The 16,105-nt window shown below is 66.7% G+C and carries 14 protein-coding genes; 5 read left to right on the forward strand and 9 right to left on the reverse strand.

The window, feature by feature from the left end:
- The first annotated feature begins 334 nt into the window (after nucleotides 1–334).
- Nucleotides 335–1,789 (forward strand): porin, encoded by a 1,455-nt coding sequence (locus LRC39_RS12375; RefSeq protein WP_346294518.1) that lies wholly within the window; start codon nucleotides 335–337, stop codon nucleotides 1,787–1,789.
- 311 nt (nucleotides 1,790–2,100) lie between these two features.
- Here LRC39_RS12375 and LRC39_RS12380 read toward each other — a convergent pair whose 3' ends face one another.
- Together LRC39_RS12380 and LRC39_RS12385 are read right to left on the reverse strand one after the other, a co-directional pair.
- Nucleotides 2,101–4,335, reverse strand: a complete 2,235-nt coding sequence (locus LRC39_RS12380; RefSeq protein ID WP_346294519.1) for a transglycosylase SLT domain-containing protein — start codon at nucleotides 4,333–4,335, stop codon at nucleotides 2,101–2,103.
- Nucleotides 4,336–4,556: 221 nt separating this feature from the next.
- Nucleotides 4,557–5,165, reverse strand: a complete 609-nt coding sequence (locus tag LRC39_RS12385; RefSeq protein ID WP_346294520.1) for a BA14K family protein — start codon at nucleotides 5,163–5,165, stop codon at nucleotides 4,557–4,559.
- A 246-nt stretch (nucleotides 5,166–5,411) separates the two neighbouring features.
- Between LRC39_RS12385 and LRC39_RS12390 the strand changes: the two genes are divergently transcribed.
- Nucleotides 5,412–5,822, forward strand: coding sequence for an NADH:ubiquinone oxidoreductase subunit NDUFA12 (locus LRC39_RS12390; RefSeq protein ID WP_011157971.1), 411 nt, complete (start codon nucleotides 5,412–5,414; stop codon nucleotides 5,820–5,822).
- A gap of 39 nt (nucleotides 5,823–5,861) precedes the next feature.
- On the opposite strand, the gene LRC39_RS12395 is transcribed toward LRC39_RS12390, so the two are convergent.
- On the reverse strand, nucleotides 5,862–6,551 hold the full coding sequence (locus LRC39_RS12395; RefSeq protein WP_346294521.1) for a DJ-1/PfpI family protein: 690 nt from the start codon (nucleotides 6,549–6,551) through the stop codon (nucleotides 5,862–5,864).
- A gap of 123 nt (nucleotides 6,552–6,674) precedes the next feature.
- Here LRC39_RS12395 and LRC39_RS12400 point away from each other — a divergent pair, with 123 nt between their 5' ends.
- On the forward strand, nucleotides 6,675–7,613 hold the full coding sequence (locus LRC39_RS12400) for a GlxA family transcriptional regulator (protein WP_346294522.1): 939 nt from the start codon (nucleotides 6,675–6,677) through the stop codon (nucleotides 7,611–7,613).
- A 20-nt stretch (nucleotides 7,614–7,633) separates the two neighbouring features.
- On the opposite strand, the gene LRC39_RS12405 is transcribed toward LRC39_RS12400, so the two are convergent.
- Together LRC39_RS12405 and LRC39_RS12410 are read right to left on the reverse strand one after the other, a co-directional pair.
- Nucleotides 7,634–8,968, reverse strand: a complete 1,335-nt coding sequence (locus tag LRC39_RS12405) for an agarase (protein WP_346294523.1) — start codon at nucleotides 8,966–8,968, stop codon at nucleotides 7,634–7,636.
- Nucleotides 8,969–9,075: 107 nt separating this feature from the next.
- Nucleotides 9,076–10,020 (reverse strand): alpha/beta hydrolase, encoded by a 945-nt coding sequence (locus LRC39_RS12410; RefSeq protein WP_346294524.1) that lies wholly within the window; start codon nucleotides 10,018–10,020, stop codon nucleotides 9,076–9,078.
- A gap of 231 nt (nucleotides 10,021–10,251) precedes the next feature.
- On the opposite strand from LRC39_RS12410, the gene LRC39_RS12415 reads away from it, so the two are divergent.
- Nucleotides 10,252–11,241 (forward strand): DUF2155 domain-containing protein, encoded by a 990-nt coding sequence (locus LRC39_RS12415; RefSeq protein ID WP_263988335.1) that lies wholly within the window; start codon nucleotides 10,252–10,254, stop codon nucleotides 11,239–11,241.
- Between the two features lie 200 nt (nucleotides 11,242–11,441).
- Here the strand turns inward: LRC39_RS12415 and LRC39_RS12420 are convergent, their stop codons facing one another.
- Entirely contained in the window at nucleotides 11,442–12,686 is a 1,245-nt protein-coding gene (locus tag LRC39_RS12420; protein WP_346294525.1) for a S1C family serine protease, read from the reverse strand.
- A 150-nt stretch (nucleotides 12,687–12,836) separates the two neighbouring features.
- Here LRC39_RS12420 and LRC39_RS12425 point away from each other — a divergent pair, with 150 nt between their 5' ends.
- Nucleotides 12,837–13,022, forward strand: coding sequence for a hypothetical protein (locus tag LRC39_RS12425; protein WP_346294526.1), 186 nt, complete (start codon nucleotides 12,837–12,839; stop codon nucleotides 13,020–13,022).
- Nucleotides 13,023–13,193: 171 nt separating this feature from the next.
- Here the strand turns inward: LRC39_RS12425 and aat are convergent, their stop codons facing one another.
- The 3 genes from aat to LRC39_RS12440 form a co-directional block, all read right to left on the reverse strand.
- Nucleotides 13,194–13,871 (reverse strand): leucyl/phenylalanyl-tRNA--protein transferase, encoded by a 678-nt coding sequence (gene aat, locus LRC39_RS12430; protein WP_263988338.1) that lies wholly within the window; start codon nucleotides 13,869–13,871, stop codon nucleotides 13,194–13,196.
- 62 nt (nucleotides 13,872–13,933) lie between these two features.
- Nucleotides 13,934–15,151 (reverse strand): citrate transporter, encoded by a 1,218-nt coding sequence (locus LRC39_RS12435; RefSeq protein WP_346294527.1) that lies wholly within the window; start codon nucleotides 15,149–15,151, stop codon nucleotides 13,934–13,936.
- A 243-nt stretch (nucleotides 15,152–15,394) separates the two neighbouring features.
- Entirely contained in the window at nucleotides 15,395–16,066 is a 672-nt protein-coding gene (locus tag LRC39_RS12440; RefSeq protein WP_346294528.1) for a spermidine synthase, read from the reverse strand.
- Nucleotides 16,067–16,105: the final 39 nt, after the last annotated feature.

Raw genomic sequence — 16,105 nt, forward strand, 5'->3', positions numbered from 1 at the left:
GCCGAACTCCATTTGGAAAGTGTAATTAAAACAGATGGTTGTGTCAGCCGTCGGAAACGGGTGAGTGCTATTTGTGCAACACCCCTCCCGAAAACGGGGCCAGAGCATGGCTCCCTTGTTGCTTGTGCATCACTGTTAGGTAATTGTCGTGGTGCGACGGAGGGGGGCATCCCGAGGTCGCCCCGTAATAGGTGGTTCGCTTAAGTCCCTCGCGTTCAGCGGGTGTGTCCAAAGGCGCGAAGCGGCTAGGCGGGTTTCTGGGATTAAGGGACCACAGCGGGTGCTTGCACTTTGCGGATCGGAACCTTCCCGACAGAGCAACTTGGAGGTTTACATGAACATCGTTAAGGGCCTGTTCCTCGGCTCAGCGGCGGCGCTTCTCGCCGTCGGCGGCGCGCAGGCGGCCGATCTCCCGTTGAAGGCCAAGGCGGTCGAATACGTGAAGGTCTGCTCGATCTACGGCGCGGGCTTCTACTACATCCCGGGTACCGATACCTGCATCAAGCTCGGCGGCTACCTGCGCGCCGACCTGACGCTCGCCGGCAGCGGCGCGTACAACTCGCCCGCCTGGGCTGGTGCCGCTGGCCAGAAGAACCGCCTCGCGAACGACTACGTCTTCCGGTCTCGTCAGGACATCAACATCGATACCCGCACCGCGACCGAATACGGCGTGGTTCGTACCTACTTCGATGCGGTGTTCCAGTGGACCACTGGCTCCGACACCGTCGCCAACGGCTCGCTCGGCGTGTACTACGCCTTCGTGCAGTTCGCCGGCTTCACCTTCGGTAAGGCGGTGTCGCAGTTCGACACTCCCTGGACCGGCTATCCGGGCAACAACACTTCGTTCCTGATCGGCGGCTACGACGACGTCACCGGCATCAACCAGGTGTCGTACACCGCGGAATTCGGCAACGGCGTGTCTGCCTCGATCTCGCTCGAAGATCAGTCGCAGTACCTGCAGTCGGCGCTGTACAACACCTCCGTTACTCCGAACTTCCTGGCCTACGGCGCCAACTCCTACGCCGGCACCTCGATCCCCGACATCGTCGGCAAGATCCGTGTCGACCAGGCTTGGGGTCTGTTCCAGGTTTCGGCTGCGGCGCACCAGGTCCGCGCCAGCTACTACAACACCGCGCTTGAGACCTCCGGTCATCCGAGCGACACCTGGGGCTATGCTGTTCAGGGCGCTCTGTCGCTCAAGAACCTGCCGACCGGCCCCGGCGACAGCATCAACATCACGGCGACCTACTCGAACGGCGCGACCCGTTACGTGCTGGGCGGCGTGAGCCCGAACTCGTTCGCGATCTACGGCAACAACTCGGTCCCGGGTACCTACCAGAGCGTCGCGTTCGGCGTTGCGGCTGACGGCGTGTTCGCCGGCCTCAACAACCTGACCGGCACCGGCATCGAGAAGACCAATGCCTGGGGCGTCCGTGGTGCGTTCAACCACAACTGGAACCCCTACTGGTCGAGCTCGCTGTTCGGTTCGTACACCAAGATCGACTACAATGGCACCGCGACTGCTCTGATCTGCGGCGCTCTCGGCGTTGCGAACACCGCCGGCTTCAACTGCAATCCGGACTTCGCGATTGCTCAGGTCGGCACCGTCACCCGCTGGACCCCGGTCAAGAACCTGACGTTCTCGGGCGAAGTGCTCTACACCTACCTCGACCAGGCCTCCTCGGGCGTGCTGCCGCTGACCGCTTCGGCGACCAAGCCGCAGGCGAACTATGAGTTCAAGGACCAGGGCGTCTGGAGCGGCAACCTCCGCGTTCAGCGCAACTTCTGATCCCCGCTTCTCGAAGCGAGATCTGACGAACCCCGGCGGGCAACCGCCGGGGTTTTTCGTTGTCTCCCAAATTCGTTGTCTCTCGTCGCGGGCAGATTGCGTGAATTGAGTCGCTGCCGCGGCGATTGGCGGGACACCGGGTATGCGTGCACCGGCGTCTCTCTCAAGGGAAGGCGGCGAGGTAATGCCGTCGGTACGACGGAGTTCGCGACAGAGCGATCACCGGGAGCAAACTCGAAACTCTGTGATGCGTTGGGGCCGCTGAGCAGGAAGCGCTGGAAGAAATGCCGACCGGCAACACGCCAGCGCCGCTATTCGGTCCCGACGCCGGCGCCGCGGCGGAGGTCGGCTTCGATCTGCAGACGGTGACCGCCGCCGAAACGGGCGCGATAGACCTGCAAGTTCTCCATGATCCGCTGCACGTAGTTGCGCGTCTCCGCGAACGGAATCAGCTCGACCCAATCCACCGCGTCGACCTTCGGATCGCGCGGATCGCCATAGCGCTCGACCCATTTGCGGACGCTGCCGCGGCCGGCGTTGTAGCCGGCGAAGGTCATGATGTAGGAGCCGCGATAGTCTTCGATCAGGCCGCCGAGTTCGGCGGCGCCGAGCGCTGCGTTGTAAACCGAATCGGTTTTGAGGCGCTGTAGATCGAAGGTGCAGCCGTGGCGGCGGCAAACGTACTTGCCGGCGTCGGGCGTCACCTGCATCAGGCCGTAGGCATTGGCGGGCGAGACGACGGCCGGGTTGAAGGCGCTCTCCTGACGGGCGATCGCATAGACGATGGCGCGTTCGACGTCGGGGCCTACCGAGCGGAACTGCGGAATGCCGTTGACCGGGTAGGCGTAGTGATCGAACGGCAGGCCGCGATTGAGTGCGGCTTTGCCGACCAGCAGCATCGCGCGCGCATCGTTGCGCCGTTCTGCGACTTCGCTCAGCCCGATCAGTGCGTCGACATCGCCGTTCTCGCCGACATCGGCGAAGATCGGAATCGCCATCTCGCCTTCATCGATCGCATAGAGCAGGCTCACCGCGCGGACGATCTCGAGCCGGTCGGCGTTGCGGCCACCGGATGGTGGACCGTTGAGATCGAGCTGCGCCAGACCGAGCTTCGCGCGCGACAGTTGACCGTAATAGCTGGTGGAATGCGCCGCCGATGCCGAGTAAGCGGCGCGCGCCTCCTGGATGCGCTCGGCAGCTTCCGCGGCGCGGCCCTGCCAATAGCCGGCGCGTGCGAGGGCTGTGGGGTTGGTGGTGTCGCGGCCAAGGCGTGCGAAGTGCTGCGCGGCGGTGGCGGGATCATTCAGGAACCGCAGCGCGATCCAGCCCGCAGTGAACTCATGCTCGGTCTTGTAGATCGCCTTGGTCGGCGTCGCCGCATCGCGCGCCACCAGATAGGCGAGGCGATAATCGCCGATGTCGATCAGCTTGCGCGCGACCAACCGGCGCTCGATCCACCATTCGTCGAGATTGTGCAGCCGGGCCGGATCGCGTGGCACCGTCAGCATCAGTCGTCCGGCCTCCGCGATCATGTCGTCGCGGCGCAGCACCTGGATCTTGCTGAACAGAAAGCCTGGGTCGTGGTGTAGTTCGGACGGGACGGCGGCGAGCAGCGCCTTGCCGTTCGACGCTTTCTTGTCGACCGCGATCCGCGCTCGCGCGAGCGCCAACTGAGCGGAGCCGAGGCGCTTGGCAGCGCGCAGCGCCGGGCCGAGATCGTCGCCGTACAGGAACGAATCCATCCGCGCTTTGTGGTCGCTCGGCGTGATCAGCGGTCCGAACAACTCCATCGCGGTGGTTTCGGTCGCCTCCGACATGGTGTCGTTGCGCCAGGCGTCGCGCACCAATTGCTCGGCGGTGCGGCGGTCACCGCGCGCCAGCACGGCACGCGCCAGCGCCAGTTTGCCCTTGCCGGTCGAAGGGCGCTCGTCTTCGAAGTAAGCGAGCACGGCGGAATCATCGCGCCGATCGTCCCACAGCGCGGCCTCGGCGCGGCGGCGCAGGAAGCTCTGCGACGGCCAGCTCGGATTGGCGCGCACGAACGCCGCATAGCGTTCGACGCTGGCGCCGTTGTCTTCGCTGCGCAGGATCACCCATTCGGCAAGCTTGCGCGCGACGGGATCGGAGATGGTGTTGGCGACCTCGGTGGCTTCGCCAGCCCTTTTCTTGCGGGCGAGTTCGATGACGTTTTCGAGCGCGCCGGCATCGGCGGAGGAGGTCGATGCGGTCGCAGCGATCGCAGAGCGCGTCGCCGGCTTGTGCAGCGCTGCGGCGGGCGGCCTCTGACGCATCGGCTCGACCGCTGCAGCAGGGCTGGTGACGGGGAGCTTGGTCGAGGGGCGAGGATCCGGAGCCGGCAGCGACTTCGCAACGTTCTTGGGGGCGGCACTCCGCGCCAGCGGTCGCGGCTTCGGCAGCGGCACCTTGCTGGCGGCGTCGGCAGCCTCGATAAATCCCGCAAAGCCCAAGCTGAGCGCCAGGATCGCCGTCGATGCCTTCAGGACGACAGTGAAACGCGTGCGGCGTTGTGATGATGATGGATGCAAAACGCTGCGGCCTCCCTGTGGGGGCGATTCGGCGATTCTGGCAGTATCGCCGGGGGAAGTGAAGGCGCCCCGTTGGGACGGCACTTCGCTTGCAGCGATTTGGGGGCAAAAACACGGCAAAACGATCAACGCTCGGTGAGTCCGATCGCCGCAGGTTTGCAGCGTGCCAAACAGAAGCGGCGCCCGTGAAGGCGCCGCTCGTCGAGACGATAAGGGTTTTACTACGGGCAGGGATGCCGGCGGCCGTCGTAGCCGAGATATGTGCCGGAGGCCGGGTCGTACGATTTGTACCGACGCCGGCAGTAGGCGTCGCCGCCATCGTCATCCGGCGCGACAGTTACGGTCGGCTCGTCGTAGTAGCCGTAATCATACGGGTCGCCGTAATAGCCGTAAGAATAGGGTGCTCCCCAGACACCGCCCACGGCGGCACCCGGCCAATACCCGCCGCGCCAACCGCCACCGTGCCAGCCCCCGCCGTGCCAATGCCGGCCGCCGCCACCGTGCCATCCGCCGCCGCCTTGCCAGCCACCACCGCCACCTGCGACTCGCGGGCCGACGGGGGCACCACGGGCGATTGCCGCACCGGCCAAGCCGCCGCGGCTGATTCCGCCGCCAGCGAACGCGGGACCGCCGCCGCCGCGGCCCATTCCCATCGCAGGACCGCCGCCACCGCCGCCAGCTACGGCGGGACCGCCGCCGCCGCCACCGGCCGGCGCGCCACCACCGCCACCACCCGCCACTGCGGGACCCTGCGCGAAGCTCGGCGTCGCCGTCAGGGGAAGGGCGATGGCCAGCGCGGCCACGGCACTCAAGGTTCTCAAATTCAACATCATCGGCTCCATCGACGGGATTGGCTTGGAACGCCCGCGGTCTCAACCCGGCTGGATCGCCGTCGTTCCCATTCCGCCGCTTATCGGCGAAAGCTGATCCCATTCGGTTGTATAAGGGCTGAATGAATTGCGGTGATTTTGCGGAACCTGGCCGTGGCGCTTGTTCGCAGGCATTCGCAACGGCTGGACAAGCGGGCCCGCCGGTGGCATCAGGGACTCTGTTGTCGCCGCCAAGGATGCGCCGAGATGAAACTGTTTTTGCTGCGGATTTTTACCTGGTGGAACGGCTTCACGTTCGGCACCCAGCTGTGGACCTGGCGGTTCGGCGAGCTGGTCGGCACCGACGATCAGGGCAACCGCTACTTCCGCACCAAGGGCGGCAAGATCGACCCGACGCTGGGCTTCGAGCGGCGCTGGGTGCTGTACAACGGCTATGCCGAGCCGAGCCGCGTCCCGCCGGAATGGCACGGCTGGCTGCACAACGTTGTTGATGTGCCGCCGACCCAGGAGAGCTTCACGCCGCGCGAGTGGATGAAGCCGCACCAGCCGAACCGGACCGGCACGCCGCTGGCGCATCGCCCGACCGGCTCCACGTTGTCGACCGGCCGCCGGCCGAAGGCGACGGGCGACTATCAGCCCTGGACCCCGGGTGCCTGAGGCTTCTCGCTTCCGCGGCGGCCTAACAGGTCGCCGCCTTTAATGGCGTGACAGCCGATCGGCCGCACGCTTGACGGCGTCGATACGGCGCTGACGCGCCCCCTGCATCCGCTGTTTCAGCAGCGCCACCACCTCCTGCGGGGCGGTGTCCGGCGAACCGGCGTTGAACGGCGGCGCCGGATCGTACTCCAGCATCAACTGGATCGCCTGCGCGGTCGGGCGATCGGCCAGCAGCTCCGCCAGCGTAAGCGCAAAGTCGATTCCGGCGGTCACTCCGCCACCGCTGACGCGATTACGGTCGATGCAGACCCGCGACCGCTCCGGAATTGCCCCGAACGCAGCCAGATCCTCCAGCGCCGACCAATGCGTCGTCGCGCGGTAGCCGCGCAGCAGGCCCGCCGCGCCGAGCACCAGCGCGCCGGTGCAGACGGAGGTGAGATAGCGCGCCTGTTCCGCCTGCTGCCGCAGGAAGGCGAGGGTGTCCTCGTCATTGACCAGATCGTCGGTGCCGGCGCCGCCAGGCACGCAGATGACATCGAGCTGCGGGCAGCGGCCGAAGTCGATGGTCGGTGGCAGCATCAGCGCGGTGTCGCTGGTGACCGGGGCCATTGTCTTGGCCACCAGATACACTTTCGCGTTCGGCAACCTCGAGAACACCTGCAGCGGCCCGGTGAGGTCGAGCTGCGTCAGGTTCGGAAACAGCAGCAATCCGATGGTCGTGGTGGTCATGATGGTCTCCGTGAAACGGCCTGGCGCGCGTCAGCGCTTGACGGAGCCAATCTGGCATGCTCGGCTGTTGGCCGAAATGGCATATTTCCCTCGTTTTCGGACAAGTCCTCAGCGAGGCGCTTCATGATCGGCGTGCTGATCTATCCGGATTTCCAACTGCTCGATGCCGCAGGGCCGATCGCGGCGTTCGAGATCGCCGCACGCTACGCGAAGCTGGCGCCTGCCATCAGAGTGATGGCGGCGGAGGCCGGAGCGGTGCGTAGTTCGTCGGGCGCCGAGCTGCTGGCGCGCGGCCTGCGCCATGATCGGGCGATGCGGACGCTGATCGTTGCGGGCGGTGAAGGGGTTCGCGCGGCGGCGCTGTGTCCGCGGCTGCAAGCGTTTCTGAAGACCGCGGCGAAACGCGGCTGCCGCATCGCGAGTGTCTGCTCGGGCGCCTATGTGCTGGCCGAAGCCGGACTGCTCGATGGCCGGCGCGCCACCACGCATTGGGGGCGCAGTCGTGACTTCCGCACGCGCTATCCGCAGGTTCGGCTGGAGCCGGATCGGATCTTCGTGCGCGACGGCGAGGTGTGGACCTCGGCCGGCATCAGCGCCGGCATCGATCTGGCGCTGGCGATCATCGCCGAGGATTACTCCGATGTGATCGCCCGTGATGTCGCGCGGCAGTTGGTGGTGGCGCAGCGACGCGCCGGCGGTCAGTCGCAGTTCTCGTCGCTGATCGAGCTGCAGGCGCCGTCCGGGCGGTTCGCCGGACTGCTGTCGTGGATGCGCGAACATCTGGACACGCCGCTCACCGTCGAGCAATTGGCCGAGCAGGCGGGGATGAGCACGCGGCATTTCGCCCGCGCGTTTCGCGATGAAACCGGCACCACGCCGTCGAAGGCGGTGGAGCGGCTGCGGCTCGAAGTGGCGCGCAGCCGGGTGCAGGCTTCAGGTGAAGCGATCGAGTTGGTCGCACAGGCCACCGGCTTCGGCGATCCGGAGCGGATGCGCCGTGCCTTCATCCGCGCTTTCGGTCACCCGCCGCAGGCGCTGCGCCGCGCTGCGAAGGCGGCGTGACGATCGCGGTTGCTCCGTGATCAGGCCAACACCTGCGCGGTCTCGGCGTGAATCCGTTCGGCTGCGGCGTTGAGCGCCGTCATCGCCTGGGTCAGCTCGGGATAGACCTCGTCTTCGATCGTGACGACACCGTAGTTGGAGTCCTCGCCGTCCCAGCGGCCTTGCGCCGGCTGGTCGGCGTGGACGAACCAGTGGTAGCCGATCAGCGCCGGATGGCGCAGCGCCGCTGTGGTGTAGCGCGTGAAGCCTTCCGCGCGCCCACGTTGCGTCGGCGTCCGCGGTCCGGCGCCGTGCGTATTGGGGAGTCCGGCATCATCGCCGCGGAACGAGTATTCGCCGATCAGGCACGGCCGCCCGGTTTCGGCGTAGCCGTCGATTATTGCGTCCGGCAGCGGATCGTAGCAATTGACGCTGATTACGTCGCAATATCTGCCGGCCGCATCGACGACGTCCTGCGGCGGCACGTAGGCGAACCTGGCGCCGAGCACGAGGTGATTGGGATCGGCCGCACGGATCGCGGCGGCGCTGACCGACAGATAGCGCTCGGCCAGCAGCCCGGCGAAGGCATCGCAATCTGCGAAGTAAGCGCGCGCGATCGGATCGTGCTCTTGCGCCCGATCGTTGGTGAAGAAGTTGCGGCTGAACGGCGGCGGCTGCAGCGGCGCGGCGGCGAGATCGTCCCAAGACGTCAGCGTGCATTGCCACGCCGCATTGAACTGATCGATGCCGTCGTAGCGGTTTTTCAGCAGCGCCAACGCGGCGCGGCGCGAGAATGGTGCCCCCATCGCGCGAAGAATGGTCGGCAGCAGTTCGTTTTCGCCGCGCCAATCCGGTCCCCACGGCAACTCGTTATCGGTGAACCAGCCGAGCACGTGCGGATCGTCGCTTTGCGGCGTGCAGACCTTGCGCGCGTGCGCGCGGGCGAACTGCTCGAATTCCGGATCGAAGATGTCGCACAGCGGCCAGCCGCCGCGCTGTTCGCCGAAGGCGGTCGCGACATAGACGACGCCGGCGGCGGAGGCGAGGGGCACCGCGCCGGCGTGTGCGACCTCCGGCTCCGACCAGGCGCCGAGCGTGTTGAAGCCCCAGGAGGCGAGGCGGTCCGCCGCGACGCGGCGCCACGCTTCGCGGCTGCCGTATTTGCGCGTGCAGGCTTCGCGATACGGCCGGCGATCGGTGCCCTGAACGTTGTCATGGTCGAACTGCACCGAGACCACGCCCTTGGACAGAAATCGTCCGCCGTCAGGATCGATGAACCACCACACGCCGTTGATCTGTTCGTTTCGGAAGAAACCGCTGGCCTCGACCTTGTGATCGGCAAGGCCGCCCCAGCGCGTGCGTACAAGTTCAGTCATTCCGTCGTGACGACCGGCGCCCGCGCGCCGCTGCTCCCTGTTGACCGCGCAAATCCTCGGACGGCTGGAGCGCGATCACGTTGACGCCGGTCAATGCCGGCCTGCGGCTAAAGCGCCTTCAGCCAGTCGCCGATCTCGCGCACCGCGACGTTGGCCTGTGGCAGCAGCTTGCCCATGGTGAAGAAGCCGTGGAATTGCCCCGGATAGGTCCGATGCACCACCGGGACGCCGGCGTCGACGAGGCGGCGGGCGTATTCATCGCCTTCGTCACGCAGCGGATCGGCGCCGGCGGTGATGACGAAGGCCGGCGGCAGGCCCGCAAGGGTCTCGGCGCGCGCCGGCGAGGCGCGCCAGTCCTCGGCATCCTGCGCGCCGCCGAGATAGTGATCGCGGAACCAGCGGATCACCGAATGCGTCAACAGCACGCTGGTCTCCGGCTCGCTGTGCGACGGATGCCGCATCGAGAAATCGGTGGCGGGATAGATCAGCACCTGACCGGCGAGCAAGGGGCCGCCGTGATCGCGGGCATGCAGCGCGACCACCGCGGAGAGGTTGCCACCGGCGCTGTCGCCACCGACGCTGAGCTGTTCGGAATCGATGCCGAGCGACTTGGCATTGTCGGCGATCCAGCGCGTCGCGGCGATCGCGTCGTCGACGGCAGCGGGGAATTTGTGCTCGGGCGCGAGCCGGTAGTCGACCGAGATCACCAGCAGTTCGCCATCCTGGGCGATGCCGCGGCAGACGACGTCGTGAGTCTCGAGATCGCCGATCACCCAGCCGCCGCCATGAAAGAACACCAGCGCCGGTGCCAGACCCTCGTCCTGGCGCAGTTTGTTTGGGGTGTAGAGCCGGGCCGGGATTTCGCCGGCCGGGCCGGGGATCGCGATCGAACGGACCGACGCCATTTCGGCCGGATCGGGATTGCTGACCAGCCGCGCCGCCGAGTAGTAGGCGCGGGCTTCGTCGGCGGTCAGTGTCTCGTAAGCCGGGCGGCCGGCGTCCTGGAAGGCCTTGTAAACGGCAGCGGCGTCGGGATCGAGCTTGGCGGGCATGGGGCTTCCTCGTGCTTCCCGGTTCGAGCCGGGCCTTGCTTATTCGCCGGCGGTAGGCCCGCCAGGATTTGAGACCAATATCTCAGGAGTTCCTCGCAATAGCCAGCCGCGTCGACCGGAGCGGCCACGCCCTTTCCCCGCCGTATTCCCCGTGTTAACCGGGAGGCCAATGCGAGCGGCCCGAAGCTGTAGAATGTCGCAAGCCTGATTCGTCGATTGAAGCCGCGCGGAATGTCCCGAAGCCTGAGCCTAGTCGGTCTTGCGGCGTTGATCGTCGCCCCGTTGATCGCGTTTGCGCCTCCCGCGCAGGCGCAGATCGGCAACATCTTCTCGGATCCGCCGCCGCGGCCGCCGGGAACGGTGCCGCGTGGCGCGCCGCCGCCTGCCGACGACGAAGAGGAAGAGGTACCGGATCTGCCGCCGCAGGGGCGGGTGCTGCCGGCGCCGGGCCGCGCGATGCAGGGTTCGGCGATGCCGGGACCGGTGCAGTCGCAGCCGTTGCCGCCGCCGCCGGGCTCCACCGTGATTCCGCAGAACCCGCCGCCGGCCGCTCAGCAGCCGGCGGAGCCGAACGCCGGTGTCGCCAACGCGCCGGCCGCGACCAATCCGCTGCCCGGTCTGCCGCCGGGTCAGCGCCAGCCGCGCGGCACGCCGCAGGCGAATCCGCCGCCGGCTCCCGCGACGCTGCAGCCGGGCGACGAGATCGTCACCGAGCCGCCGGCGCAGAAGATCGTGAACAAGAAGGCGAGCTTCGCCGGCCTCGACAAGATCACCGGCCGTACCATCAATTTCGACGCCGACATCGGCGAGACGGTGCAGTTCGGCGCGCTGCGGGTGAAGACCGACGCCTGCTACACGAGGCCGTCGACCGAAGCTGCCAACACCGACGCCTTCGTCGAGGTCGACGAGATCACGCTGCAGGGCGAAGTGAAGCGGATCTTCTCGGGCTGGATGTTCGCGGCCAGCCCCGGCCTGCACGCGGTCGAGCACCCGATCTACGATATCTGGCTGACCGACTGTAAGGACCCGGAGACCTCGAACGTCGCCAGTGCCCAGCCGGACGCGCCGAAGCCGGCCGCGCCGCCGCCGCAACAGCGCCGCCGCCAGCAACAGCAGTCGCAGCAGACGCTGCCGCCGCCTCCATCGCTGCAGCAGCCAGCGCCGCAGCCCCAGCGCCCGCAACGCCCCTTGCCGCCGCCATTCCCGGGCTTCCAGCAGTAAGTGCGCTCGGGCCTCCGAAAGATCGGAGCCGGCGATTTCGCTGATGGCCGAGGGTTCAGCGTTGCCGCCAACGGCCGTGAACGGCGTAGTCCGCTTCAGGCAGGGAAGGCATGAGCGCGATTAGCAAAGTTGGCCGCGCGTGAGCCTGTGCTTGCTTTCGGCACTGGCAGCGCTTGCGACGGCCGCCAGGCGATCACCGCTCAGTTGCAGAGCACCTGAACAGTGAAGATCTTCGCGAGGTCGGCGATCGCCTCGGGCGCAAGCTCGCGCGTGCTCACCTTGCCGGTCGGGACTACACCGCTGGAATCGAGGAAGTTGGTCGCGATACCGGTCTTGATCGCAAAGTTGACGTTCTGTGGAATGTCCTTGGTCGCGGCCGCGATGTTCAAGGCATTGAGCTTCGAGACGATCACGCCGATGACGTTGCCATATTTGTCCAGCAGCGGACCGCCGCTGTTGCCCGGCTGAACCGGCGCCGAGATCTGAGCGAGCCGGGTGTCGTCTTCCATTCCGGTCGTCGCGGTGATTGCGCCGGCGGTGAAATTGCCGGAGGTCGACAGGATGCCGGTCAGCGGGAAACCGAAGACGTACACCGCTTCGCCGAGCCGCATCTGTGATCGCAGGCCCGGAATCGCAGCCGGTGACGCCGCCGTCTTCAAGATCGCAAGATCGTTGGTCTTGTCTTTCGCGACGAGGGTAGCGCTCACGGGAGCTCCGCCTGGAGGCAGCACGTTGATGGTCGAACACTCGGCGATGACGTGGTGATTGGTCACGATATGGCCGCTGTCCGAAACGTAGAAGCCAGTGCCCGAGCTCTTGGTATGACGTTTCGGCTTGTTGTCGGTCGAAGGTTCGTCGCGGGTGTCGCTCTGCGCCGTCATGAACGCCTTCTGGCACGACAACACCGCTTCGAGCGCGCGTCGCGAGCCATCCAACGATAGCGCTGCGACGCGGCGCCGATTGAGGAACACGCCGACGCCGCCGGATTCCGCCAGTTCCACCATGAACTCGGTCTTGAGATTGCCCGAGAACACACCCTTCTCATTGCTTCGCTCAAAGCCCATGAACTCGCCGTTCCACCGGGTGCGACCCATGACGAGTTGCATGTCGTACTGGCCGTCGACCTCGACCGACGCCCAGCGCGGATTGGTGAAGGCGATGTAGGCGCTCGGCTTGTCGCCTGCGAAGCCGAACCAGACCGTCGTTCGATCCTGATAGGTCGCCGCGGCAAGGCAGCCGCCGACGCTCTTGCTGAATCCGACGTCCCAGCCCGAGACCTTTCCGAACGATTTATCGATGTTGAGGTCGCCGCAGCGGGCCTCCGTTGCGCAGGCAATCGATCCGACCAGCATCAGTGCAGCGATCGTCCGCGCGAGGATGTCCTTCCGCGGACGAGGTTTGCGGGGCGGGTACACGAGCCGCGCTGCGAATGTTGTGTGCTTCATCGGCCTTCGCGCAGGAGAATGGCTGCGCCTCTGGTGGAGGTGCCTTTGTCCGGCGGCAGACGCTTAGTCCCTGGCCGGACGTGTTTTCGAAGCGGCGACGCCGGCGAACGGGTCCGCCATCGAGGCCTGTGACGGCGTCGGACGCGACCGGTGCGCAACGTGCCGGCGATGACGCGCAGACCGATAGACGCGCGGCTGTTGTTGCTGCGCGATGCCGTTGGCGATGATCGCTGCGGCGGCGACGCCAGCGAGCGCGCCGAACACGGCAGCGCCATCTCGCGCGACGGAGCGGGTTGGAAAAGAGATCACAGCGATCGCAACAGCTACAGCCAGTAGAGCCGGCGAGATGCGCAATGACGTTTGGTCCAATGTTCTTTTCAGCATGACAGTCCCCAGATGCCCTGCCTTCGATTAGTAGGAAACGGGGTTGCAGCGGTCAAGCAATGACCGTCATGCGAGAGACGTTGGTTCACGTCTTGAACAGTTCGCTGTGGGTACCAGGATGCGCTACGTCCGCGCGATGATCGCCAGCGCTTCGGCGCCGGTGACCGGGCGGTCGAGCGGCAGTGCGGCGAACGAGGCTTCGCCTTCGAGCGCGTCGTCGAGCAGCGAGCGATAGCGCAGCCGCGGCACTTCGATGGCGCCAAAGCTCTTCAGATGATCCGTGACGAACTGGGTGTCGAGCAGGGTGTAGCCGCCGGCGAGCAGACGCGCGACGAGGTGGACGAGCGCCACCTTCGAAGCATCGCGGGCGCGGTGAAACATGCTCTCGCCGAAGAACGCCCGGCCGAGGCTGACACCGTAGAGGCCGCCGGCGAGATCGCCGTCCTGCCAGACCTCCACGCTGTGGCAATGGCCGATGTCGTGCAGGCCGATATACAGCTCACGAATCCTGCGGTTGATCCAGGTGTCGTCGCGCCCCGGCTGCGGCGCTGCGCAGCCGTCGATCACCGCCTTGAAGTCGCGATTGACGGTGACGGTGAACGCGTCGGACCGCACGGTGCGGGCGAGGCGCGAGGACACGCGGAAGCCGCCGAGCGGAATGATGCCGCGCATGTCCGGCTCGACCCAGAACAGCGAAGGATCGTCGACGCTCTCGGCCATCGGGAAGATGCCGCACGCATAGGCGCGCAGCAGCACGTCGGGCGTGATCTCGGAAGCGGCGGAGGAGTCGCGTGAGGCCATGCGTAAAGCATAGCACGACGCTGCCGGCGCGCGACCCCGTGGGAACAGCGGGCGGCAGCGGCTCAGTGCGGCAGATCGGGATGCCAGCCGACCAGCAGCAGCATCGCGAAGAACGCGACGAAATACGCGACGCCGACGTGCCAGCCGTGGCGCAGCCACATCACCACCGACTTTCCTTCCGGGAACATATTGGTGATCGCGACGCCGGCCGAGGAGCCGAACCACATCATCGAGCCGCCGAAGCCGACCGCGTAGGCCAGAAAACCCCAGTCGTAGCCGCCCTGTTTCAGCGCCAGCGCGGTGAGCGGGATGTTGTCGAAGCCGGCTGAAACGAAGCCGAGGCCGAGGGCAGTCTGCCAGCTCGCGGTGGGCAGTTCTTCGACCGGCATCAGCGAGGCCGCGGTCACCAGCGCGAGCAGGAAGATCGTGCCCTTGAAGGTCGCGGGCATCAGCTCCCAATCCGGGCGGCGCAGCGGCGCGGTGATCAGAATCACCGCCCAGACCGTCAGGCCGAGCACCGGCGCGTGGTCGAGCAGGGCGGGGAATTTCATGTTGGCGGTGACGTTGGCGGCCAGCGCGGCAATCAGGATCGCCGCAACGATGCCGACCCGCACCCATTCGATCTGCAGGCCTTTCGGTGCGTTCTTCACGATCGGCGAAAACTTCTGCTGCTGGATCGAGGCCGGCACCGCGAACAGCGCCAGCGCGATCACCGCCGCCACATAGGCTTCCAGCACGCTGAGCGGCGAGACGCCGGCGATCCACATCATGGTGGTGGTGGTGTCGCCGACCACGCTGCCGGAGCCGCCGGCATTCGAGGCGGCGACGATCGCAGCGAGATAACCGATGTGGACCCGGCCGCGAAATACGTGCCGCGCTACCATGCCGCCGATCAGCGCGGCGGCGATGTTGTCGAGGAAGCTCGACAGCACGAACACCAGGCCGAGCAGTACCACCGGGCCTTTCCAGTCGTCGGGGAGCAGCGCCGGCATCTCGTCGGGAATGCCGCTCTTCTCGAAATGCGCCGACAGCAGCGCAAAGCCCATCAGCAGCAGAAACAGGTTCGCCAGCGTGACCCATTCGTGCTGCATGTGCAGCGCCAGGCCAGACAGGCCGACACCGGTCTTGAAGCCGGCAAACGCCAGCTTGTAGCCGACCACGGTGACCAGGCCGGCGAGCGCGATCAGCAAGGTGTGGCGATGGAAGATCGCGACCCCGACCAGGGTGGCGGCGAACAGGATGAAATCGAGCGGGATGCCGAAGATCAGGATCGGTGTCACGGCTGCCTCGCGCCGGACTGGTCGGGCTGCGCCGCAGCGGCGCGCCAGCGAGATACGAACGGCAACCTATGGCCGCTGAGGGCGTGAGCGTTCAAAGGCGTATCTTCCCGAATTTGCTCGGCCGAACCGGTTGGGCCGGCGGCGCGGCGGAAGCTGCCCGAGGTGCGACAGAATGGCAAGGCGGCAATGGTCTTAGGGCACCGGCCGCCAAAGCAATATGTTCGCCGGCAACGTTTTGGCCGATCAGGTTTTGACCGCGAGCCAGATCCAATGCCGCGAGCCGGTGCGTTTGCCGACCGCCCGGACCGGGACTTCGTTGACGGCGAAATCGCCGCGCCGCAGTCGCTTGGTGAAGCTGTCGTCCGGCCCCGACGACCACACCGCCAGCACCCCGCCGCCGCGCAGCGCCGCGCGGGCATCGGACAGGCCGCGGCTGTCGTAGAGCTGGTCGTTGGCGGGGCGCGACAGACCCTCGGGGCCGTTGTCGACGTCGAGCAGGATGGCGTCGTAGCGTCCGGCTCTGGCGCGGATCAGCTCGCTTACGTCGCGCTGCAGGATGCTGACGCGGGGATCGGTCAGGCTGTCGCCGTACAGCCCGGCCATCTCGCCGCGGCCCCAGTCGATCACTTCGGGCACGAGTTCGGCGACTTCGATGACGGCGTCTGCGCCGAACACCTTCAGCGCGGCGCGCAGCGTGAAGCCCATGCCGAGTCCGCCGATCAGGACGCGCGGACAAGCCCGGCCGGCGAGCTTCTGGCAGGCGAGGGTGGCGAGCGCTTCTTCGGAGCCGCCGAGCCGGCTGTTCATCAGCTCGTTGGCGTCGAGCCGGATCGAGAACTCCTCGCCGCGCCGCATCAGGCGCAATTCGCCGCCGCCGGGGACTTTCGCGGTGGCCAATTGAATCCAGGGAAGCACAGTCGTCGCCTTTGGTCGCTCAGAGGTCGCCGGCAGACA

It is taken from the genome of Rhodopseudomonas sp. P1, assembly GCF_039642825.1.
GTDB lineage: Bacteria > Pseudomonadota > Alphaproteobacteria > Rhizobiales > Xanthobacteraceae > Rhodopseudomonas > Rhodopseudomonas palustris_H.

Coding starts and splice junctions, on each gene's coding strand:
- LRC39_RS12375 (WP_346294518.1), top strand. CDS start 335: ATGAACATCGTTAAGGGCCTGTTCCTCGGCTCAGCGGCGGCGCTTCTC.
- LRC39_RS12385 (WP_346294520.1), bottom strand. CDS start 5,165: ATGTTGAATTTGAGAACCTTGAGTGCCGTGGCCGCGCTGGCCATCGCC.
- LRC39_RS12390 (WP_011157971.1), top strand. CDS start 5,412: ATGAAACTGTTTTTGCTGCGGATTTTTACCTGGTGGAACGGCTTCACG.
- LRC39_RS12395 (WP_346294521.1), bottom strand. CDS start 6,551: ATGACCACCACGACCATCGGATTGCTGCTGTTTCCGAACCTGACGCAG.
- LRC39_RS12400 (WP_346294522.1), top strand. CDS start 6,675: ATGATCGGCGTGCTGATCTATCCGGATTTCCAACTGCTCGATGCCGCA.
- LRC39_RS12405 (WP_346294523.1), bottom strand. CDS start 8,968: ATGACTGAACTTGTACGCACGCGCTGGGGCGGCCTTGCCGATCACAAG.
- LRC39_RS12410 (WP_346294524.1), bottom strand. CDS start 10,020: ATGCCCGCCAAGCTCGATCCCGACGCCGCTGCCGTTTACAAGGCCTTC.
- LRC39_RS12415 (WP_263988335.1), top strand. CDS start 10,252: ATGTCCCGAAGCCTGAGCCTAGTCGGTCTTGCGGCGTTGATCGTCGCC.
- LRC39_RS12420 (WP_346294525.1), bottom strand. CDS start 12,686: ATGAAGCACACAACATTCGCAGCGCGGCTCGTGTACCCGCCCCGCAAA.
- aat (WP_263988338.1), bottom strand. CDS start 13,871: ATGGCCTCACGCGACTCCTCCGCCGCTTCCGAGATCACGCCCGACGTG.